This is a genomic window from Enterococcus raffinosus, assembly GCF_001886185.1.
Lineage (GTDB): Bacteria > Bacillota > Bacilli > Lactobacillales > Enterococcaceae > Enterococcus_A > Enterococcus_A raffinosus.
In genome coordinates, this window is the sequence record NZ_JXLA01000009.1 from 16,348 (window position 1) to 38,304 (window position 21,957).

Annotated in this window: 19 protein-coding genes and 1 other annotated feature; of the genes, 16 read left to right on the forward strand and 3 right to left on the reverse strand. The window is 39.9% G+C overall.

The window, feature by feature from the left end; genetic code table 11:
* Nucleotides 1–3 precede the first annotated feature (3 nt).
* From RV13_RS06280 to RV13_RS06330, 11 genes are all read left to right on the forward strand, one after another.
* Nucleotides 4–1,257, forward strand: a complete 1,254-nt coding sequence (locus RV13_RS06280) for a PTS sugar transporter subunit IIC (protein ID WP_010746585.1) — start codon at nt 4–6, stop codon at nt 1,255–1,257.
* An 83-nt stretch (nt 1,258–1,340) separates the two neighbouring features.
* Nucleotides 1,341–2,729, forward strand: coding sequence for a glycoside hydrolase family 1 protein (locus tag RV13_RS06285; RefSeq protein WP_028021109.1), 1,389 nt, complete (start codon nt 1,341–1,343; stop codon nt 2,727–2,729).
* Nucleotides 2,730–2,749: 20 nt separating this feature from the next.
* The gene (locus RV13_RS06290) at nt 2,750–3,841 is read left to right on the forward strand and encodes a DUF871 domain-containing protein (RefSeq protein WP_010746583.1); all 1,092 of its coding nucleotides are present in this window, start codon (nt 2,750–2,752) and stop codon (nt 3,839–3,841) included.
* A gap of 80 nt (nt 3,842–3,921) precedes the next feature.
* Nucleotides 3,922–4,148: a binding site (T-box leader), on the forward strand.
* Nucleotides 4,149–4,625: 477 nt separating this feature from the next.
* Nucleotides 4,626–5,267 carry an amino acid ABC transporter permease gene (locus tag RV13_RS06295; RefSeq protein WP_010746582.1) on the forward strand — a complete coding sequence of 214 codons (642 nt, stop codon included), beginning with the start codon at nt 4,626–4,628 and terminating at the stop codon, nt 5,265–5,267.
* A 13-nt stretch (nt 5,268–5,280) separates the two neighbouring features.
* Complete coding sequence (locus tag RV13_RS06300) at nt 5,281–5,916, forward strand: amino acid ABC transporter ATP-binding protein (RefSeq protein ID WP_010746581.1); 636 nt, start codon at nt 5,281–5,283, stop codon at nt 5,914–5,916.
* Between the two features lie 23 nt (nt 5,917–5,939).
* Nucleotides 5,940–6,767, forward strand: coding sequence for an amino acid ABC transporter substrate-binding protein (locus RV13_RS06305; RefSeq protein ID WP_010746580.1), 828 nt, complete (start codon nt 5,940–5,942; stop codon nt 6,765–6,767).
* 118 nt (nt 6,768–6,885) lie between these two features.
* A complete protein-coding gene (locus RV13_RS06310; RefSeq protein ID WP_010746579.1) occupies nt 6,886–9,288 on the forward strand; it encodes a DNA translocase FtsK in 2,403 nt (800 codons plus the stop codon).
* A 307-nt stretch (nt 9,289–9,595) separates the two neighbouring features.
* Entirely contained in the window at nt 9,596–11,542 is a 1,947-nt protein-coding gene (locus tag RV13_RS06315) for a BglG family transcription antiterminator (RefSeq protein ID WP_010746578.1), read from the forward strand.
* Nucleotides 11,543–11,545: 3 nt separating this feature from the next.
* The gene (locus RV13_RS06320) at nt 11,546–12,007 is read left to right on the forward strand and encodes a PTS sugar transporter subunit IIA (RefSeq protein WP_010746577.1); all 462 of its coding nucleotides are present in this window, start codon (nt 11,546–11,548) and stop codon (nt 12,005–12,007) included.
* A gap of 44 nt (nt 12,008–12,051) precedes the next feature.
* Entirely contained in the window at nt 12,052–12,363 is a 312-nt protein-coding gene (locus RV13_RS06325) for a PTS fructose-like transporter subunit IIB (RefSeq protein ID WP_010746576.1), read from the forward strand.
* 11 nt (nt 12,364–12,374) lie between these two features.
* The gene (locus RV13_RS06330; RefSeq protein WP_010746575.1) at nt 12,375–13,466 is read left to right on the forward strand and encodes a PTS fructose transporter subunit EIIC; all 1,092 of its coding nucleotides are present in this window, start codon (nt 12,375–12,377) and stop codon (nt 13,464–13,466) included.
* Nucleotides 13,467–13,504: 38 nt separating this feature from the next.
* Here RV13_RS06330 and RV13_RS06335 read toward each other — a convergent pair whose 3' ends face one another.
* Nucleotides 13,505–14,263 (reverse strand): DeoR/GlpR family DNA-binding transcription regulator, encoded by a 759-nt coding sequence (locus RV13_RS06335; RefSeq protein ID WP_010746574.1) that lies wholly within the window; start codon nt 14,261–14,263, stop codon nt 13,505–13,507.
* A gap of 178 nt (nt 14,264–14,441) precedes the next feature.
* Here RV13_RS06335 and RV13_RS06340 point away from each other — a divergent pair, with 178 nt between their 5' ends.
* From RV13_RS06340 to RV13_RS06360, 5 genes are all read left to right on the forward strand, one after another.
* On the forward strand, nt 14,442–16,790 hold the full coding sequence (locus RV13_RS06340; protein ID WP_010746573.1) for a formate C-acetyltransferase: 2,349 nt from the start codon (nt 14,442–14,444) through the stop codon (nt 16,788–16,790).
* A 14-nt stretch (nt 16,791–16,804) separates the two neighbouring features.
* The gene (locus tag RV13_RS06345) at nt 16,805–17,587 is read left to right on the forward strand and encodes a glycyl-radical enzyme activating protein (protein WP_010746572.1); all 783 of its coding nucleotides are present in this window, start codon (nt 16,805–16,807) and stop codon (nt 17,585–17,587) included.
* Between the two features lie 248 nt (nt 17,588–17,835).
* Nucleotides 17,836–18,903 (forward strand): dual-specificity RNA methyltransferase RlmN, encoded by a 1,068-nt coding sequence (gene rlmN / locus RV13_RS06350; RefSeq protein ID WP_010746571.1) that lies wholly within the window; start codon nt 17,836–17,838, stop codon nt 18,901–18,903.
* Nucleotides 18,904–19,008: 105 nt separating this feature from the next.
* Nucleotides 19,009–19,827, forward strand: a complete 819-nt coding sequence (locus RV13_RS06355) for a hypothetical protein (protein WP_010746570.1) — start codon at nt 19,009–19,011, stop codon at nt 19,825–19,827.
* 114 nt (nt 19,828–19,941) lie between these two features.
* Complete coding sequence (locus RV13_RS06360) at nt 19,942–20,265, forward strand: hypothetical protein (RefSeq protein ID WP_010746569.1); 324 nt, start codon at nt 19,942–19,944, stop codon at nt 20,263–20,265.
* Between the two features lie 23 nt (nt 20,266–20,288).
* On the opposite strand, the gene RV13_RS06365 is transcribed toward RV13_RS06360, so the two are convergent.
* Nucleotides 20,289–20,768, reverse strand: coding sequence for a DUF2798 domain-containing protein (locus tag RV13_RS06365; RefSeq protein ID WP_010746568.1), 480 nt, complete (start codon nt 20,766–20,768; stop codon nt 20,289–20,291).
* A gap of 295 nt (nt 20,769–21,063) precedes the next feature.
* Complete coding sequence (locus tag RV13_RS06370; RefSeq protein WP_010746567.1) at nt 21,064–21,894, reverse strand: NUDIX hydrolase; 831 nt, start codon at nt 21,892–21,894, stop codon at nt 21,064–21,066.
* Nucleotides 21,895–21,957: the final 63 nt, after the last annotated feature.

The following is a 21,957-nucleotide window of genomic DNA, read 5'->3' on the forward strand; positions in this document are numbered from 1 at the left end:
AAAATGGATGGATTTATTAATTTTATGGAGAAACACTTTATCCCGCATGCGTCAAAAATCGGGAACCAGCGTCATTTAATCGCAATCCGTGATGCATTTACAGTAACAATGCCGTTAATGATTTTAGGTGCGTTAGCAGTAATGCTTAACAACTTGCCAATTGATGCTTTCCAGAACTTTATGAATGGTATCTTTGGCGGTGAAGCTTGGAAAGGCTTCGGCGGAGCAGTATGGAACGGAACCTTTGGTGTTCTTTCAGTCTTCATTGCATTCTTAGTCGCTTATAATTTAGCGCATCACTATGGTAAAGATCCAATCGGTACAGGGGTTGTATCTGTCGCTTCTTTCTTCACTTTAGGTGCAGCGACTAGCGGAATGAACTCATCAGGTTTGTTCGTAGCATTGATCGTAGGTATTGCTGTTGCAGAAATCTTCACACGTCTAGTTGGTAATGAAAAATTGGTTGTTAAAATGCCAGACGGCGTTCCGCCAGCAGTTGCCCGCTCATTTGCTTCTTTATTCCCAGCAATGATTACTGTATCAATCTTCGGTTTGATCGCTGCAGTTATTGCCGGATTTGGTGTTGAAGATATGTTTGCTGAATTCTATGCATTGGTTCAAGAACCTTTCATGGGCTTGGCTAACTCATATGGTTCTGCATTATTAATTGCTTTCATTACACCATTCCTATGGTTCTTTGGATTACACGGTGCCAACATGATTGATCCGTTCATGCAAGCAATCAACGCGCCTGCAATCGAAGCAAACAATGCAGCACTTTCAGCTGGTAAAGCAGCTCCTTACATCGTAAACAAACCATTTATCGATTCATTCGTTAACATGGGTGGTACTGGTGTAACAATCGGTTTGATTATCGCAATTTATCTAGTTGGACGTAAGAACAAACCATTTATGGTAGTAAACAACTTGGCCGCAGCTCCTGGTATTTTCAATATCAATGAACCATTGATGTTCGGACTACCATTAGTATTGAATCCGATCATGTTCATTCCATTTATTTTGACACCAATGGTCTGCGTTACAACAGCTTATTTTGCAACGAGTCTTGGATGGGTACCAGCAGCAACAGTTATGCCACCATGGGTAACACCGCCAATCATCGGTGGATTCTTAGCAACACAAAGCTTCTCAGGTGCCATTTTAGCAGCAGTAAACTTGGTTATCTCAATCGTTATGTACGTACCATTTGTTTCATTAGCAACAAGACAAGAGCTTAAAAAAGTAGCTGAAGCATAAGGTTTATCTGGGGGTTATGGATCGCTTGATCCCTAACCCCTTTTGTATTAAAAATTTAAAGATCTAATATGAGGAGATTTACAATGAAAACTTTTCCAAAGAATTTTTGGTGGGGCGCGGCAACTTCTGGCCCACAAAGCGAAGGACGTTTTAATAAAAAGCATGCCAATGTCTTCGATTACCATTTTGAAATCGAGCCGGAGAAATTCCATAATCAGGTAGGACCGGATGTTGCATCAAATTTTTACAACAGTTACAAAGAAGACATCCAAATGATGCGTTCAATCGGTATGAATAGTTTACGGACAAGTATCCAGTGGAGTCGCTTGATCGATGATTTGGAAACAAACACGGTCAATCAGGATGCTGTAGATTTCTATAATAATGTGATCGATACAATGTTGGCTGAAGGCATGACTCCTGTAATGAATCTGCATCATTTTGATTTACCAGTGGAATTATATGATAAATATGGCGGCTGGGAATCGAAAAAGGTTGTAGAATTGTATGTTGGATTTGCTGAAAAATGCTTTGAATTATTTGGCGATCGTGTAAAATTCTGGGCAACTCATAATGAGCCAATGGTAGTTGTAGAAGGGGAATACCTATTCCAATTCCATTACCCAAATATTGTTGATGGAAAAAAAGCAGTACAAGTAGCTTATAACTTGAACTTAGCTTCGGCTAAAGCGATTCAAGCTTTCCGTAAGTTAGCCATCAAAGATGCAAAAATTGGTACCATTTTGAATCTGACACCGACTTATGCAGCTTCTGACTCACCAGAAGACCAAGAAGCCGCACGGATCGCGGAACTTTGGAATAACAAAATGTTCTTAGAGCCTGCAGTTTATGGCCATTTTCCTGCCGAGCTGGAAGAGTTATTGACAAAGGACAAGGTTTTGTGGGAAACAACAGAGGAAGAAAAAGAAATCTTAAAGAACAACACGGTCGATTTCTTGGGAGTAAACTTCTATCATCCAAATCGTGTGAAGGCACCCGATGTAGCTCCAAATTCTGTTGGCGAATGGATGCCAGATCGATATTATGACGCTTATGATATGCCAGGCCGTCGTGTGAATTTAGATCGTGGCTGGGAAATTTATCCGAAAGCTTTATATGATATTGCAGTGAATATCAAAGAAAACTACAAAAATATCCCTTGGTATGTCTCTGAAAATGGTATGGGCGTCTCAAATGAGGAACGCTTCAAGAATGAAGGCGGAATGATCGAAGACGATTATCGAATCGATTTTGTGCAAGAACATTTGGAGTGGCTGCATAAGGGTATTGAAGAAGGTTCAAACTGCTTTGGTTACCATATGTGGACACCAATTGACTGCTGGTCTTGGTTAAACTCGTATAAGAATCGTTATGGATTTATTTCAAATAATATCCATACTCAAATCAAAACGGTGAAGAAGTCAGGCTACTGGTTTAAGCAAGTGACTGAACGAAATGGCTTAGCAGAGTAACTCAAAGAGGAGGAAAATAAGTGAAACGTGAATTAGGTATTTCGGTTTATCCCGATCATAGTGATCCGCAGGCGGATCGTGACTATATCAAAAAAGCTGCAGCACTCGGATATACTAGAATCTTTATGAGTATGCTGGAGGTAACTGAAGGCAAAGAAAAAGTCAGCGAAAAGTTTGGCAGTATCATCCATTACGCGAAGGAATTGGGCTTTGAAACAGTCTTAGATATTGCGCCTTCTATTTTTGATGATTTAGGGATTTCCTATGATGATTTAAGCTTCTTTGCAGAGCTTGGTGCCGAAGGAATTCGTTTGGATGAGGGCTTTGATGGAAACAAAGAAGCCATGCTGAGCTATAATCCAGAAGGTCTGGCGATCGAGTTGAACATGAGTAACAATGTCGCTTATCTTGATAACATCCTGTCCTATGAAGCAAATGAACCATTTATTTACGGCTGTCACAATTTTTATCCGCAAGAAGGTTCTGCGTTACCTTATGACTTCTTTATCAGTTGCAGTAAACGGTTCAAAGGCCATGGTATTAAGACTGCGGCCTTTATTACCAGTCACGATGCGGAATATGGCCCATGGGATGTTAATGATGGTCTACCAACGCTAGAAATGCATCGTCATTTGCCGATTGATTTGCAAGCACGCCATATGTTTGCGACGGGGCTGATTGATACAGTCATTATCGGAAATGCTTATGCTTCTGATGAAGAATTAGAAAAAGTAGCGGCAGTTGATCGTTATAAATTGAGCTTAGGAATCGAATTCGTACCTGAGACAACTGAAATCGAACGTAAAATTGTTGCCGATCCGAAACATTTTCGCCGTGGAGATATCACTGCAACGACAGTTCGTTCAACAATGGTTCGAGTGAAATACGCTGACGTTGCAAATCCTGTTCACGACAATACGCAAGAATTTCAAGTTGGTGATGTTGTCGTAGGAAATGATGCGTTTGGAAAATACAAAAATGAGCTGCAGATCGTTTTGGAACCTCATAGTGACCCGCGAAAAAATTTAGTTGGCAGAATCCCACAAGAAGAGCTGATTATGCTGGATTTCTTGAAGCCTTGGGCAAAATTCCAGTTCGTTTCTAAAAACTAAGTTTGAACGTTATGATAAAAAGATGAAGGTTCTTTATTGACAAACCCGATAAAGGCGTGTAAAGTATGACTCAACTTAATCAAACGACAATGAAAAGAAGAGTAGCAGTTCATTTGTTCTCAGAGAGTCTCTGGTTGGTGAGAAGAGACAGCAATGATTTGTGAACCACATCTTTGAGTCGATCAGCTGAAATAAAGTAGGTTGATCCGGGTGAGCCCGTTAGCGCAGAGGTCAGATTGACCAGTTGAGATCGTTCGTTGTGAGACGACGATGAAAAAAGGTGGAACCACGTAATTACGTCCTTTAGCCCTAGCGGCTAAAGGACTTTTTTATTTCATCGAACTGGAAACTGACCTGTTGAGGTGCTTTTCGTGAGAAAAGGACAAAGATGAGGTGGAACCACGTATACGACGTCCTCTGGTAGAGATACCAGAGGGCTTTTTTTGCGAGTTACGCTTTTCGCAGTTTATTTAGAAGGCGGATACTATTCGATGTATCTGAATAAATTATTGAATGGGCTGTTTAGCGGAATCGTATGCGTACGACGATAAAATCTTTTTCTGTTTTTTGGAAAAAGATTTCCTTAACTGGAGCTAGCTGGAATTATTAAGAGGTTAGTAGAAATGATATGCGTGGTGAACAATTCCCTTAATTGGGGTTAGATGCCACTCAAAAACAAAGAGCTATCTGTTACGAGCAGTTTCCACCTTAATAAAAAGACGAAGTCACGATTAAGAAACCTCGAAGGGCCGTACACTTTTCGAGAACATGGAGGGATATTGGGATGAATTATTTGATCGAAGTTATGCCGCAATTACTGCAAGGGGCATTGATCACACTGAAATTATTTGCTTATACGATATTGGGCTCACTGCCGCTAGGAATTTTACTCTCATTTGGTTTAGCGAGCCATTTTAAACCATTACAATGGATCTTACGTTTTTACGTTTGGATCATGCGAGGGACGCCTCTGCTATTGCAATTGATATTTGTTTTCTATGGGTTACCGCTCGTTGGAATTATTTTTGATCGTTTTGAAGCGGCACTCTTCGCCTTTGTATTGAATTATGCAGCGTATTATGCGGAAATCTTCCGCGGTGGGATTCAATCAATTCCGTTAGGTCAATACGAAGCGTCAAAAGTGATTGGACTAACCCCCGTTCAAACAATCACACGAATCATCATTCCGCAGGTTGTAAAAATTGTTTTACCCTCTGTTGGGAATGAAGTCATCAATTTAGTAAAAGATACTTCACTAGTTTACATTTTAGGTTTATCTGATGTTATGCGTGCTGGTAAAATCGCGATGGAACGTGATACGACCTTGTTGCCGCTCTTCGGAGTCGCCATCATATACTTGGCGTTGACGGGAATTACGTCAGTTATCTTGAAACAATTAGAAAATCGTTTGAACTATTATCGTTAGGCAGGTGGAAAAAATGATTGAATTAAAAAAAGTAAATAAATCGTTTGGCAACAAAAAAGTTATTGATAATTTGGATTTAGTTATTCCCGACGGTCAAATCTTAGCAATCGTTGGACCATCTGGTGGTGGTAAGACGACGTTACTGAGAACCTTAGCTGGATTAGAAACGTCAGATAGCGGGACGTTTTTATTAGATGGAAAACCGTTTGATCCAACGTCTTCGAAAGAACAGGAACAAGTCGTCGGTGTGGTTTTCCAAGATTTTCAATTGTTTCCACATTTGAGTGTATTGGATAATATCACGATTGGTCCACGTTTAGTCCTAAAGCAAGACAAAGAAACCTATACAAATAAAGCGAGACACTTAGCGAGTTTGTTAGGAATTGAAGAGCTGCTGGATAACTATCCGTATCAGTTGTCAGGTGGTCAGAAGCAGCGGCTGGCTATTGCTCGAGCCATGGCAATGAATCCTAAAGTATTGGCTTACGATGAACCAACGAGTGCTTTAGATCCTGCCTTGCGCCAACAAGTAGCTAGTCTGATTTTAGAGCTAAAGGCAGATGGAGTGACCCAAATCGTGGTTACCCATGATTTAGTTTTCGCTGAGGAAATTGGTGATCAGTTATTGAAGGTTGAACCTATCAAATAAAAAAAGATATAGGAGGAGTAAGTATGAAAATGAAAAAAATTATTTTAGGAATGGTGGCTGTTTTAACATTGGTGACGTTAACTGCTTGTGGGAAAAAAGAGGCTAGCAGTACCGATAGCTGGAAGACGATTGAAGAGGACAAAAAAGTAACGATCGGTTTAGATGATACCTTTGTTCCGATGGGGTTCAAAGATGAGGATGGAGAAATCGTTGGATTTGATGTTGATTTAGCTAAAGCAGTCTTCAAAGAATACGGGATCAAAGCCGATTTCCAACCAATCGATTGGTCAATGAAGGAAAGCGAATTAGAAAATGGGACAATTGATTTGATTTGGAATGGTTACACAGTAACTAAATCACGGGAAAAGAAAGTTCTTTTCACTGATCCTTATGCACAAAATGAACAAGTGCTAGTAACGAAAAAAGACAGCGGCATCACGAATGCTGAAGGCATGAAGGGGAAAATTCTTGGGGCACAGGAAGGATCTTCCGGTTATGAAGCCTTCAATAATGAAACAAAAACCTTAAAGGATATTGTAAAGGATAATGATGCTACTTTATATGCCAGCTTCAATGAGGCGATGATCGATTTGGAAAATGGTCGGATTGATGGTCTGTTGATTGATAAGGTTTACGCAGATTACTTCTTGAAGCAAGCAGGTAAACTAGATGCATACAACATTTCAAGCGTTGGCTTCAAAAACGAGAATTTCGCAGTGGGGGCTCGCAAGGGTGATAAGGAATTAGTTGATAAAATCAATGAAGCCTTCAAAGAATTGCAAGATAACGGCAAATATGCTGAAATCTCGAAGAAATGGTTTGGCGAAGAACTTTCATTGCCAAAAGAATAATTTGCTGTTCTTATCCCTAAAAAATTTAAACTTTAATTAACCAAAAAGAAAAGGCGAGCAAAACTTTTGTTCGCCTTCTTTTTTTTGTATAATGGTACAGAATGGAAAGAGGGATAGCATGGCGCAAAAGAAGCGTACAAAGAAAAAAAGAAAAACAAAAAAACAAAAACAGCTGCAAGAACAGCGCCTGATTATAGGCATTGGGCTTTTATTTATTTTATTTGCCGTCTTTTCCTTATTTAAGCTAGGCTTTTTAGGAAACTTGATTGCTAACGTATTGCGTTTAATTGGTGGAAATACTTATCAATTTCTTGCGATACTTTTAGGGTTATATGGCGGATTATTGGTTGCGAAGAATACAAAACTGCGATTGACCAAGCCGCGACGCTGGATTGGGATTGGTGTTTTCTATCTAGGGATTCTGCTGATTATCCACGCTCGTTTATTTGCAAATGTGCAAAGCAAAGACCCCAATATTTTGAAGATCACATGGGATTTATTGATGACGGACTTCTTAGGAAACCAAATTACTCAAAATGTCGGCGGTGGCATGCTTGGTGGCGTGCTCTATAGCTTGACCCACTTTTTAGTATCTCAGGTTGGCAGCTATTTGATTGCCGCGTTACTGTTGATTCTAGGTGTCTTCTTGTTCAGCCAGTTGGAATTCAACCAAGTGATCGACTATTTATCAAATTTTGTGGAAACAATGCAAGAGAAATTCACTGAGTCAGATGAGAAAAAAGCGATAAAAACGGCTAAAAAGGAAGAACGACAGGCGCAAAAGGCTCAGGCTAAGGTAGAAAAGCAGGCAGCTGAAAAAGCCAAAAAAGAAGCTGAACGGGCGGAGCGCGAGAAGAACAAGGTACGTTCAATGACACCAGGGGAACAATTAGCGAAAGAAAGCCAAGAGCACTTAGTCAATGAACCAGAACAGATGACTTTAGTTCCAATCGAAGGCTTCCAGGAAAACCTAGAGCCGACTGTTCCTCCAGCACCAATGAAAAAAGAATCCTTCGATGAAGAGGACATTGAAGATCCAGGAGATTTGGAATTTGAGATCAATGCGGAACCAGAGGATCACGATTATCAGTTGCCACCTTCAACCTTGTTAGACTCGATTCCTGCTGCAGATCAAAGCGATGAATATAAAAAAATCGAGCAAAATATCAAAGTGCTGGAAAAAACCTTTAATAGCTTTGGTGTAGATGCAAAAGTGGTTAAAGCAAGCCTAGGACCATCGGTTACCAAATTTGAAGTTCAACCAGCAGTCGGTGTGAAGGTCAGCAAGATCGTGAATTTAACAGATGATATTGCCTTGGCCCTAGCGGCGAAAGACGTGCGAATGGAAGCACCGATTCCTGGGAAATCATTGATTGGGATCGAAGTACCTAACAGTACTATCAGCATGGTTTCCTTCCGAGACATCATTGAGGCGCAGCCGAATCATCCAGATAAGCTGCTAGAAGTGCCTTTAGGTCGAGATATTTCTGGGATGGTGCAAACAGCGGATCTATCAAAAATGCCTCACTTACTAGTCGCAGGGTCAACCGGAAGTGGGAAATCTGTCTCCATTAACGGAATTATCACCAGCATCTTGATGCGGGCAAAACCAAATGAAGTAAAACTAATGATGATCGACCCGAAAATGGTTGAATTGAATGTCTATAACGGTATTCCCCATTTGTTGACTCCGGTTGTTACGAACCCACGAAAAGCAGCACAGGCTCTGCAAAAAGTGGTTCAGGAAATGGAAGAACGCTATGAAAAATTTGCGGCCACCGGTGTTCGTAATATCTCTGGATTCAATGAACTAGTCATTCAAAAGAATTTAGAAGATGGACAAAATCGCCCGATCTTGCCCTTCATCGTTGTAATCGTTGATGAGTTGGCTGACTTGATGATGGTTGCTAGTAACGAAGTAGAAGATGCCATTACACGTCTGGCACAAATGGCCCGTGCGGCTGGGATTCATATGATCTTAGCCACACAACGACCAAGTGTCGATGTTATTACTGGGATCATCAAAGCGAATGTTCCTTCGCGAATCGCGTTTGCCGTTTCCAGCGGGACAGATTCACGGACAATTATCGACAGCAATGGTGCTGAAAAACTCTTAGGGCGCGGGGATATGCTGTTCTTGCCTATGGGTGAAAACAAACCAATCCGTGTTCAAGGTGCATTTATTTCAGACCATGAGGTAGAACGTGTAGTGGAATTTGTTTCCGATCAGCAAGAGGCTCATTACGAAGAAAAAATGATGCCGACAGAGGAAACCACCTCGTCACCATCAGAAACACCGCAGGATGAATTATATGAAGAAGCGAAGGCCTTAGTGGTGGATATGCAAACGGCTAGTATTTCATTGCTGCAGCGACGTTTCCGTATTGGATACAATCGAGCAGCTCGAATCGTTGATGAGCTAGAAGAACACGGGGTAATCGGACCTTCAACAGGTAGTAAACCACGTGAGGTGCTCTTGCAAAAGGCTGAGGAAGAACCAGAAAATCCATTAGATGAATAGGAAAGCTTTGCCAAATTATTTTTGGCAAAGCTTTTTTTGTATTTTACGGTTGCACATATGTGCATAACGGAAACCAATTTGGACCAAATCTGTCTGTTTATTTTTCCGACTTTCATTATAGGCAGAATTTGTAAAAAGCTTGATAGTATAGGGTTTAAAGTGGAAATATAAAGAAATATTTAGACTTGAAATTGATGGAAAGAATAAATTTCAACATTAATGTGTAACTTTTATGTGTTATACAATAGAAAAACCCTGTGCTATCTTTTTGTTAGATTGATAAGCGCTTACAATTGGAGGAATAAAAATGAAAGGGTTGAATCCACGGCAAAAAAAATTAATCCATTTACTTGTACAGAATGAGCAATATCTGCCGGTGTCTTTTTATTCAGAGAAGTTGGAAAAATCAAACCGAACTATTTATTCTGATTTGGAAAAGATTCAAGCTTTGTTATCAAAGGAACAGCTTTTCTTAGAAAAGAAACCACGGCTTGGTATTCATTTAAGAGGTACAGTCGAAGCGAAACTGCACTTTTTAGAACAAATTACCGGAGCCAGTCAAGAAGCTGTGGTTGAATCGCAGGAACGTCAATGGCAGATTGTGAAACAACTATTGATCGAGGAAAAGACTGTGACGCAGCAGAAGCTCGCAAGACAGTTTCATGTGAGCCCGAGCTCAATTGTTAGCGATTTGGAGAAAATTACTGAAAAGTATCGTTTGGTGTTGTCATCTTCAAAGCGTGGTACGAAAATCATCGGGAATGAGGAAGAAATCCAGAATGGTCTCTTTCGTTTTTGCGAAGATTATTTGGAGGCTCATGGCATTGATTCGGATCAGCTTTTTGATGAAGCAACGCAATACGTATTATTTCAGTTGCTCCCACAACAATTAGTCAAAGTTTTATTGGAACAAGTAAGGAAGTGGAGAAGTCAAACAGATTTCTGTATTCCAGAACAGTATGTAAAATCGCTCGTTATTCGACTACTTGTCTTTTGTTTTCGGTTGAGTAAAGGGAAACATATCGAGGAAAAAGAGTTTCTATTTGATCAAATAAAATTGATTGATACGTTTTTGATGGCAAATGAGTTATTAGAAAAGGTTGCGGAAGTCATAACGGTTGATTTCGACGAAGACGATGTTTCCTATGTGAATCGTCAGTTAGTCGGGTACGGAGTCAAGCCAAATACGAAAGAACAGAAGCGTTATGAGAAATATGCAAGCACGATCCAAGCGATTTTAAAAAATATGAGTGAAATGATGCAAATTGATTTCTTAGCAGACACGCAACTATCTGAACGATTTGCCAGTCATTTTGTTCCGATGGTCTATCGATTAAAAATGGGGATCGTGATTACGAATCCATTGGTCGAAGAAATCAGGAATCAGTATGGAATTACTTTCAGTGCAACGTGGTATGCGTTGGCAAATGTGGAAGAAAAATTGGGTGTCCAATTTAATGATGAGGAAGTCGCTTTAGTAGCAATGTATTTTCAAGTTTCATTGGAAAAAAGTCAAAATGGTAAAAAGATTTTAATCGTTTGTCCAAACGGTATCGGCACTTCCGAATTGATTTTTAATAAAATTAAACGAATCTTACCGGCACAGGATACGGCTGAAGTTACAACAGTAGATAAACTTTATAAGAAAAATTTGAGCAATGTTGATCTGGTCATTTCTTCCATTAAGTTAGAAAAGATAAATAAACCAATTATTACGGTTTCTACCTTAGTTACCCAAGAAGATATTAAAAATATCACAGCATTTTACGCACATTTATTTTATTCAGAAGATGCAGAGGAAGCCGAGGAAATCAAATTACCTATTTTGAAGAAGGTAATTGACTTGGAGTATATTTACACACAGAAAAAATTTTCAGATAAGGAAGTTTGTTTACATTGGTTGATTGATCGTTTAGAGAAGAAGCAGATAGTCACAAGGGCTTTTCGCAGAGAAGTCTTTGACCGTGAGGCAATTGGTGAAACGGCACTAGCAACAGGTGTAGCAATTCCTCATGCGTCTCCTCAAAATGTTCTGCAAACGAAAATTGCCGTCGTCACTCTTGAACAGCCGATTATTTGGGACCAGCGAAAAGTACACTATGTATTTTTAATGTGTATTGCAAAAAATGACCGTAAGCTTGTTCGTGGTGTAATTACTGATATTCATAAAATCGTCCAATCAGAGAAACAGTTGACAAATTTTTTGGCAGAAAGAAATGCAAAAGAGATTTATAACAATATTATCAGGAGGTAAAACATGCAAGTAATTAACGAAGAATTAGTTGATTTAGCAGTTGATGCGGACTCAAAAATGAGTGCCATCAGTATTCTAGCAGATCGAATTAATCAGGCAGGACGACTACATAATCATGCCGGATACATTGAAAGTGTCGTGGAACGAGAAAATTTAACGACAACAGGTATCGGCTTTGGGATCGCGATTCCTCATGGAAAAAGTCCCCATGTCAAAGAGACAACCGTAGCCTTCGGACGCTTGAACAATAAAATCGATTGGCAAAGTCTTGATGGTGAAAGTGTTGGATTAGTCTTTTTATTGGCAGTTCCAGAAGAATGTCAAGGGGATCAGCATTTGAAAATAATCGCTGGATTATCAAGAAAATTAGTTCATCAAGAGTTTCGTGACACTTTAAAACAGGCTTCAAGTGATCGCGAAATCGTCGAACTGCTTAATGACAGCTTGGCAGGCGTCTTAGTATAAAAGTTAATACAAACAAATTTAAATGATATAAAGGAGCGAAAACTATGAAATTAGTTGCTGTAACTGCTTGTCCATCAGGCGTAGCCCACACTTACCTTGCTGCAGAAAGCTTAGAGGTAGCGGCGAAAAAGAACAACGTTGAAATTCATGTCGAAACACAGGGATCGATCGGAATCGAAGATGAATTATCAATGGATCAGATCCAAAGTGCGGATGCGGTGATTTTGACCAATAACATCGGAATTAAAAACGAAGAACGCTTCAAAGGAAAACCAGTAGTCCGTGTGAGTGCAGGTGATTGCATCAACAAAGGAGAAGCGATTGTCAAAAAACTCCAACAAAAATTAGCAAAATAGGAGGAACTGGAATGATAGAACTATTAAAAAATACGAGAAAAAATTTGATGACGGGCGTCTCCTACATGATTCCATTCGTTGTAGCTGGTGGAATTTTATTGGCGCTGAGCGTGCTGCTTTCTGGAAATGCTTCTGTGCCAGATAAAGGCTGGTTAGCCGACATCGCGAATATTGGTATTACAGGACTTGGCATGATGGTACCAATTTTATCTGGCTATATTGCCTTTTCAATGGTAGATCGTCCAGGGTTGGCACCGGGGGTTATTGGCGGATTGATCGCTAGAAATATTGGAGCGGGTTTTTTAGGCGGGATTTTATCAGGGATCATTGCAGGGGTTGTGGTTTTTTACCTGAAGAAAATTAAATTGCCATCTAGTTTGCGTTCATTAGGTCCGATTTTTATTATTCCATTATTTGGCACATTGATCGTTGGTATTTTGATGTATTGGGTGATTGGTCAGCCAATCGCCACATTGATGACGGCATTAACTAAATGGTTGGAATCCATGGGGACTGGAAATTTGGTAGTCTTAGGATTAATTTTAGGAGCAATGATTGCTTCCGATATGGGCGGTCCAATCAATAAGGTAGCGTTTAGCTTTGGTTCTGCAATGGTAGGCACGATCAATCCTGCAACTGGTTTGCCTAGTGAAACCGCGTTAACGATCATGGCAGGAATTGGAGCGGCGATCTGCATTCCACCGCTTGCCATGGGATTAGCGACAATAGTTGCACCTAAGAAATTTACAGTAGAGGAAAGAAATTCAGGTAAAGCGGCGATCGTTATGGGAATGGTGGGTATTTCAGAAGGAGCGATCCCCTTCGCTGCAGCAGATCCCCTACGCTGCATTCCAGCAAATATGATCGGTAGTGCTATTGGAGCGGCTATAGTGATGGTTCTAGGTGCAGGTAATCCAGCGCCATGGGGCGGATGGATAGTTGCGCCAGTTGCACAAAATCCCTTCGTCTATATTCTCGGAACAGTGATTGGTTCTGTCATTACAGCAGGAATCGTTATTGCTTTGAAGAAGCCAATTGTTGATGAATCAATGAAAACAGACAATATTGATGATGACTTTGATTTGGATATTGAAATTATGTAATAAAAAAGATGTGCCGACAAATGCTCGGCGCATCTTTTTTAAACCAAAATCAATTTTGCATACGCACGGATCATTCGTTCGTAATCTAATGGGAGCTCTTTATTTGAGATAACGATATCGACTTCAGACCAAGGAGAAACTTGAACGAGGGAGGTCTTTTCAAACTTTGTGTGATCAAGCAGAACGATTGTTTTAGTAGATTTTTTTAGCATTCGCCGCTTGGCTTCGGCATCAATCAGTGAAGAGGTGCAAAAACCTTTACGATTTTTAACCCCGCTGGAGCCGAAAAAACACAGATCGAACTGAATATCCGGGTAGATCTCACTACCACTATTGCGAAAAGCCATATCATCAGGAGAGTATTCACCGCCGAAACAAAAAAGTTTATGGTGACCGTTGGCTAACTGAGTAATGGCGGCTAAAGAGCTAGTGAAAATTTGCTTCTCTTCTAAAGAAAGCATTTTTTTAGCGAGTAGAGCCAAGGTACTGCCTTGGTCTAAACCAATCGTGTAATCTTCTGAAGTAATACAACTCATAGCCGCTTGCGTGAGTTTGTTTTTTTCAGGAAACTGTGTCGTTCGCTGGAAAACGGGAGCCAGTTCTTTTTCAAAAATCAATCTAGCCTTTCCATGTTTTTTTTCTAAAACGCCTTCCGCAGCTAAATAGGCTAAATCCTTTCGGATGGTTTCATCGGAAACTTGAAATTTTCTCACTAATTCACGAACTTTGATCTCTTTTTGCTGATATAAAAGTTCAGTGATTTGTTTGCGACGTTTTGCGATTTCAGCAGCTTTCATTCATCAATCCTCCCGTTTTTCATTTACGGTAGCATGAGAATCCAACAAAAACAATCCAAAACTTGGGAAAAATTGAACAAATCCAACTTTTTTCTCGTATTTCAAAGAAGTCTATGGTTTGAAGTAAAAAAACTTTCTATACTAATGAAAAATAGAAGTAAAAAAAGGAGTGAAAAACTTGGGAACGGGAGTTATTAATCATGAAAAAAATATTGCCAATGTAGTAGTGAAAGGGAACCCACGTATTCAAATGATGAAGGATCATCTCTTCAAAGAGAAACGCCAAATTTCCTTAGAACGTGCGCTACTTTACACAGAAAGCTATCGTCAGACGGAAGGTGAACCCACAATTATTCGTCGGGCAAAAGCGGTCGCTCATATCCTTGAAAAGGTGGAAATTAGTATTCGTGAAGGAGAATTGCTTGTGGGAAATCGGACGGTTCGTCCACGGTCAGGAATTCTTTCACCCGAGATGGATCCTTATTGGATTATGCAGGAAATTGATACGATCGCTTCACGTCCACAAGATCAATTTGAATTCACTGAGGCAGATAAAAAAATCTATCGGGAAGAGCTATATCCTTATTGGGAAAAACGTTCGATGAAGGATTTTATCAATGGTGAACTGACAGATGAAGTGAAAATGGCACTGAAAGATGAAGTTTTCAAGCTGAACCAAACGGATAAGGGGCAAGGTCATATCATTATGGATTTCTCAGGAATTTTATCGCGAGGGATTGGGAGTTATCTTGTTTTGTTAGAAAATAAAATCAGCGAAGAACCAGATAATTATTTCTATCAGGCAGGTAAAATCGTATTTACAGCGATGAGAGATCATTTTATCCGCTATGCAGAATTGGCAGAAGAGAGCAGTAGAAGTGAAAAAGACCAGCAACGATGTCGGGAACTGCGAACAATCGCTGAAATGTGTCGCAAACTAAGTATTGAAAAGCCCTCTTCTTTTTACGAAGCGCTGCAATTATTATGGATGACCAGTATTGTAGGCCAATATGAATCAAATGCTTCATCCCTTTCTTTGGGGAGAATGGATCAATATTTGTATCCTTTTTATCAAATGTCACTGCAAACAGGAGTGGATGAAAAATTTCTCTATGAAGTTCTGGGAGACTTTTATATTAAAACCAATGATGTCGTACTTCTACGTTCAGAGAGCAGTGCCAAATGTTTTGCTGGATTTCCAACAGGCTATACGGTTGTTTTAGGTGGACTAGATGAATTAGGACATACTTCGGTAAACCCGCTATCTTTTGTAATGTTGGAGCTTTATCATGAAATCTTGTTGCCTCAGCCAAACTTATCGGTACGTATGAACGAATTAATTCCCAGACGTTTTTTGCTTAAAACTGTCGAGACGATTCGGTTGGGGACAGGCATTCCACAATTATTTAACGATGAGGTTTGTGTTCCAGCCTTTTTGAGCAAAGGAGTGTCCCTTGATGATGCTCGGGATTACGCGACGGTGGGCTGTGTAGAGACTTCAATTCCTGGGAAAACTTATGGACTGCACGATATCGCACTGTTTAACTTACTAAGGATTATGGAATTGAGTATGTATGAGCTGAGAGCGGACACTGAATTAACCTACGAGCAGCTAGTTGAGACAATTGAGAAGAAAATTGATTATTATGTTGAACTAGTAGTCAAGGGCTCAAACATTGTTGACTTAGGTCACCGCCATTATGCGCCGACACCCTTTTTATCTGTGTTGATCGATGATTGTTTAGCAAAGGGCAAAGACGTTACAGAAGGCGGCGCACGTTATAATTTCTCAGGAGTGCAAGGCATCGGCGAGGCTAATCTAAGTGACTCTCTCTATGTTATCAAAAAAATGGTTTTTGAAAAGAAAGAGATGAGCTTTAGTCAGTTAGTAGAGGCGTTAGAAGCAAACTTTTCAGGCGAGTATGCTGACTTGCAAACACATGTGATTCAAGACTTTGAAAAATTCGGCAATGATGATGAAGAGCTAGATATTATTGCAGCAAAGTTGTTTCGTCATTATGCTAAAGAGTTAGAAAAATACGAAAATGTAAGAGGCGGTAAATTTATCCCGGGTGCTTATACAGTATCTGCTCATATACCATTAGGAGAAGCAGTCGGTGCGACACCTGACGGACGTAAAGCACAGGAACAATTAGCTGACGGCGGTTTATCACCGATGGTTGGAAGAGATCATTTAGGGCCTACCGCGGTATTAAAATCAGTCAGCAAGCTAGATAATTATTTGACCGTCAATGGCAGCTTGTTGAATTTGAAGTTTCAGCCAAACACTTTGAAGGGACAGCAGGGGTTAAACAAATTTGCGGACTTCTTAATGGCGTTTACTAAATTAAAAATTCAACATGTTCAATTCAATGTTCAATCAAAAGAAACCTTGCTGGAGGCACAAAAGCAGCCAGAAAAGTATTCAGGTTTATTGGTTCGTGTCGCAGGCTACAGTGCTTTTTTCGTAGATTTGAACAAACAAATTCAGGATGACATTATCGCGCGTGTCGAACATCAATTGTAGGATGAGGGATAGAAATGGATCAAGGCTTAGTTTTTAATATTCAACGTTATTCTGTACATGATGGCGGCGGGATTCGTACATTGATTTTCTTAAAGGGCTGTCCATTGCGCTGTCCTTGGTGTTCCAATCCTGAGTCACAAAAAAATGTAGAGCCTGCTAGCTGGAAGAAAAATGGCAAAACAGAACAAATTGGGCAATGGCGTTCAATCGACGACTTGCTAGATGAAGTACTGAAGGATGAGATTTTTTACCGCACGTCTGGCGGCGGTGTAACCTTATCTGGTGGGGAAGTTTTAATGCAAGCTGATTTTTCCGAAAAATTTTTACGGGAGTTGAGAGACCTTGGTATTCATACGGCCATCGAAACAACTGGGTGTTTTCCAGTTGAACGACTAAAGAAGATTGCTCCTGTAGTTGATCAAGTACTATTCGACTTGAAGATTATGGACCATTGCGAAGCAAAAAAAGTTATCGGATTGGATTCTAGAATCGTAGAAGAAAATTTTGACTATCTTTTAACACAAACGCAGCTCCAAGTAATTCCGAGAATTCCATTAATCCCTTCATACACGACGAATAAGAGCAATATTCAGCAGTTAATTAGATTTTTGACTGCACGAAAGGTAACAGAAGTACATTTGTTGCCATTTCATCAATATGGTAGCAGTAAATATGAGTATCTTGGTTGGGAATATCACATGAAAGAGGCTCAGACCTTGACTCAGACAGAAGTTGATACGATTAAGGAACTATTTGAACGTGAGGGGATTGCTGCAAATATTGACGGATTGGAATGAGAGGTTAACTACCTCTCTTTTTTTCTGGAACACCGTAGTTTGTGAATTCTTTTCTTTTTTCCAAAGTTGATTGTTTTCTCCTTGTGAATCGGTTATAGTATGTAGCGAATGTCGCCATTTTTCGAATGTTACGAAAAGCGGAAGACGTACGAAGAGAAATTTTTTGAAATTTCTGATCTTGTTAGTGAGCTTGCTTGTACTTTAATAATGAGCGAGCGCTTCGGTAGAATGTAGTAGGAGGTAACACCTTGGAAAAACCCTCAATTTATGGTTTAAGAAGAGAAGAATTGGTCGAATGGTTTTTAGAACATGGAGAGAAGAAATTCCGTGCCACACAGGTATGGGAATGGCTATATCGCAGCCGTGTAACTGAATTTGCGGAGATGAGCAACCTATCGAAAAAAACGATTGCTCTGTTAGAAGAAAATTTTATTATCAATCCATTAAAGCAATTAGTTGTGCAGGAAGCCAGCGATGGAACGGTCAAGTATTTATTTGAATTACCTGATCATTTGATGATCGAAACTGTTTTGATGCGTCAAGAATACGGATTGTCTGTCTGTGTTACGACTCAAGTGGGCTGCAATATCGGTTGTACCTTCTGTGCTTCGGGATTATTAAAGAAGCAGCGTGATTTGACTGCGGGAGAAATCGTTGCCCAGATTATGTTAGTACAGCATTATTTTGATGAACGCAGAGAAGAGGAACGTGTTTCCCATGTCGTGGTTATGGGGATCGGCGAGCCATTTGATAATTATAAAAATGTCATGGACTTTCTAAATGTGATTAATGATGATAAGGGGATGGCAATCGGTGCACGCCACATCACGGTTTCCACAAGTGGTTTGGTTCCTAAGATCAAGAAGTTCGCAGAAAATGGCTTACAGGTGAACTTGGCAATCTCACTGCATGCGCCTAATAACGAGGTTCGTTCATCAATCATGCGAATCAATCGTAGTTTCCCCATCGAAAAATTGATGGAAGCCGTTGACTATTATATAGAAGAAACAAATCGTCGAGTCACCTTTGAATACATCATGCTTTCTGGAGTAAACGATCGACCAGATCACGCACAGGAATTGGCAGATCTGATGAAGAACAAGAAAAAATTAGTTTATGTGAACCTGATTCCTTATAATCCAGTCAGTGAACATGACCAATATTCACGTAGCAGTAAAGCAGATGTTTTACGCTTTTACGATGTTTTGAAAAAGAATGGAATCAATTGTGTGATTCGTAAGGAACATGGAACAGACATTGACGCAGCTTGCGGACAATTACGCAGTAAACAAATGAAAAAAGCAACAGCGAAATAAACAGTTTACTTCCTCATTTTTAGTGAGGAAGTTTTTTTAATTAATCATGAAATAGCTAGAATGTCTATGATACACTGAAAAGAAAGGGTATTCAAGGAGAATAAAATGGATAAAGCAGCAGACATTCAAGCAATTTTAGCTCATCGTTATGATCAAGGATGGGATTATTGGACGACAGAGGATAGGCGATTAGGCAAAGGGGCTCCGTTTTCTTGTTTAGAATCAGTGGAATACCTATTGGAGTTAGGGATGGATCCGCAGGAAGAAATTCTGCAGCAGGTAGCAGAACTTATATGGGATAGTTGGCGCGAACCTGGTGAATTTAAACTTTATCCAAAAGGCGCCGTTTTCCCCTGTCAAACGATCCCGGCAGCGACTCTTTTGGTTCGTTTGGGACACGAGGATGATCCGCGAATGAAGCAAACACAAGAGCATTTGCTCTCGACTCGATACGAAGCCGGCGGCTGGTGGTGCAAAAAATTTTATTTTGGACGAGGACCAGAGACAGAGTTTTCTAATCCATTACCAACACTAAATGCATTAGAGCTCTTTCGTCGGACAAAATTCATTGAAGAAGCGGAACTCGATGATGCGGTAGAGTTTTTGTTGCACCATTGGGAGACAAAAGCTCCAATTGGTCCTTGCCACTATGGAATCGGAACCTTATTTATGCAGGTAGAGTATCCGTTTCGTGGATATGATCTCTTTTATTATCTCTATGTACTGTCCTTTTATGAAAAGGCCCGACAGGATGTACGTTTCAAAGAAGCATTTGAAGCACTGAAGGAAAAAACGAAGGATGGACAAATCATTGTGGAACGAGTTGTTCCTAAATTACGAAAATTGAATTTTTGTAAAAAAGACCAAACGAGTGATCTGGCAACGGAACGCTATCAAGAAATTTTGGATAATTTAGCAATATAGCTCTTTTTGCGTATCTTTTTAGTAAATAGGGAGGTCAGAATGAAATTAATCGAGATTAAAAGAGAATACGGACTCAATCAAAATACGTTTTATGGCTGGTTAAAGGAAAATTAAATGATTGTAAAGGAACTAACAGGTTACATGGTAGGACCAAATGCGCTAGAAGGAATGGAGACTAGTACAAATCGGCGGGTCACCGAAGATGGCGAGATCTTGATTACGACACAAGTCATCGTTGACAATCAAAGAATTCCAGAGCTTTTAGAGCGCTATGAGTCATCAGGGTTACCGAGAAGATATTCTCCTCAAAAAAAGGAGCGAGGACAGAATTCAAACGATGAGTTAGAAAAGCGAGTGGCAATTCTTGAAAAGCAGGTATATATCGTCACTGAACAATTAGCAACACTCATTAAGCAAAACAGTCGGAAACACGAATAATGTGTTTCCGACTGTTTTTTTCTTTAGGCTGTGATTGTTCCTACAGGGAAAACTCTTCTGAAAACTTTGCGAACAAGTGGACCTGCGATTAGTATTTGAAATGGTAGAGCCATAACAAGATTTTTCAAAATGTTCGTTCCCCAAATAATGAATAGCAAATGCCATTCGTGGGTTTGGCTTAGTACCTCAAGCGTACCATATAGTGACATAAAAAAGACCATCGGCAAAACCATGCAGCTGGAAATGGTTAAAATTTTACGTAAAGGGCTAGCAAAGGTTGGTAGAAGTTTAAAGGCTATTTTTTTTGCAGGACCCGAAACGACAAACCAATCCAACAGTAAAGCACAGCAATAACCTAGCGGCAAGCCGAGCCATGCTGATTTAAGAACTTCGAAAGTGAAGGCTCCTGAATGCAAATAAATATTGTACAAGCTCATCCAGAACACCATCACAAAACACATCATAATTGTATAAACAAAACTTTCCCTTTTATTACTTGGCATAAAAATCCTCCTATTAATTTGAATACAGCAACTTTTATAGAAAGAAAACGTTTTTCGATAACCTGAACAAAGATATTAGTGGAAGCTATATATCAAACGGAACTTTAAATAAAATGTAGCAAAGAATGTATTCGTTTCATTATTTGATTGTCTGCGAAAGGCAGAACTCACAAAAAAGCGGCCATCGTATAACTCGCTACGATGACCACTTTGGGAATCTTCACTGCGTTATGGAAAGACGTTTTTTGCTTTTTCCATTATATACACAGTTTTCAATTTCATGTAAGTAAAAATTTTATTTTTTTTCACCAATCTCGTCTTTTAAACGGTAAATCTTTGAAGGACGGCCAATTCCGACAGGGCGTTCACCAATTTCATCAAAATATTGCAGCATTGCTTTTTTGAAATTAGAATGATCTACTGTTTTGAAATCAACCCCTAAAAATTTCGCAAACACCTTGCGTGCTTCAGTGATGGTGAATTCATCTCCTAAAACTTGTAGAATTAGTGGTTCATGATCCATTTTATTCACCACTCGGTTAAAGGCTTTACGAATGATTTCATTGTGGTCAAAAGCTAAGGTGTCTTTACCAATGGATTTTCCAGTCTCTAAGTCAATTTCAATAGAAATATTATCCTCACTAGTTAAGTAGATCGTTTCTCCATGACGTTCCATGTTAAACCAGCGGGCATCTTGCGTGTCATCTCCAGCAGTCGGAGGAACTTGTCCGATAAAAGCCAAATAACTAACGGTAATAACCCAACCACGAGGGTCACGATTCGGTGAACTGAAGGTGTGGAGCTGTTCGACATTTTTTCTGCCAATTACCAAGCCCGTTTCTTCAGCTGTTTCACGGCGGACACTATCATTAGTCGATTCATTGCGTTCGACGAAGCCGCCAGGCAATGCCCAAGAATTACGATAGGGGTTTCCACGACGTTGAATCAGTAATATTTTCAGCTGATCCTCTTCCTTGTTATAGCCCATAATGACAATGTCAACGGTGACAGAAGGCTTGTCATATTCGGGATGATCTTGTTCTTTATACCAAGCGACGAATTCAGCTTCATCCGCTTCGTGTTCATAATAATCTTTTTCTGCTTCTTTAGAGGCAAATTTTTTCATGCGTTGTTCACCCATCCTCTTACTATAAGTATTCGCTACTTTATTGTAGCATGAATAACTAAA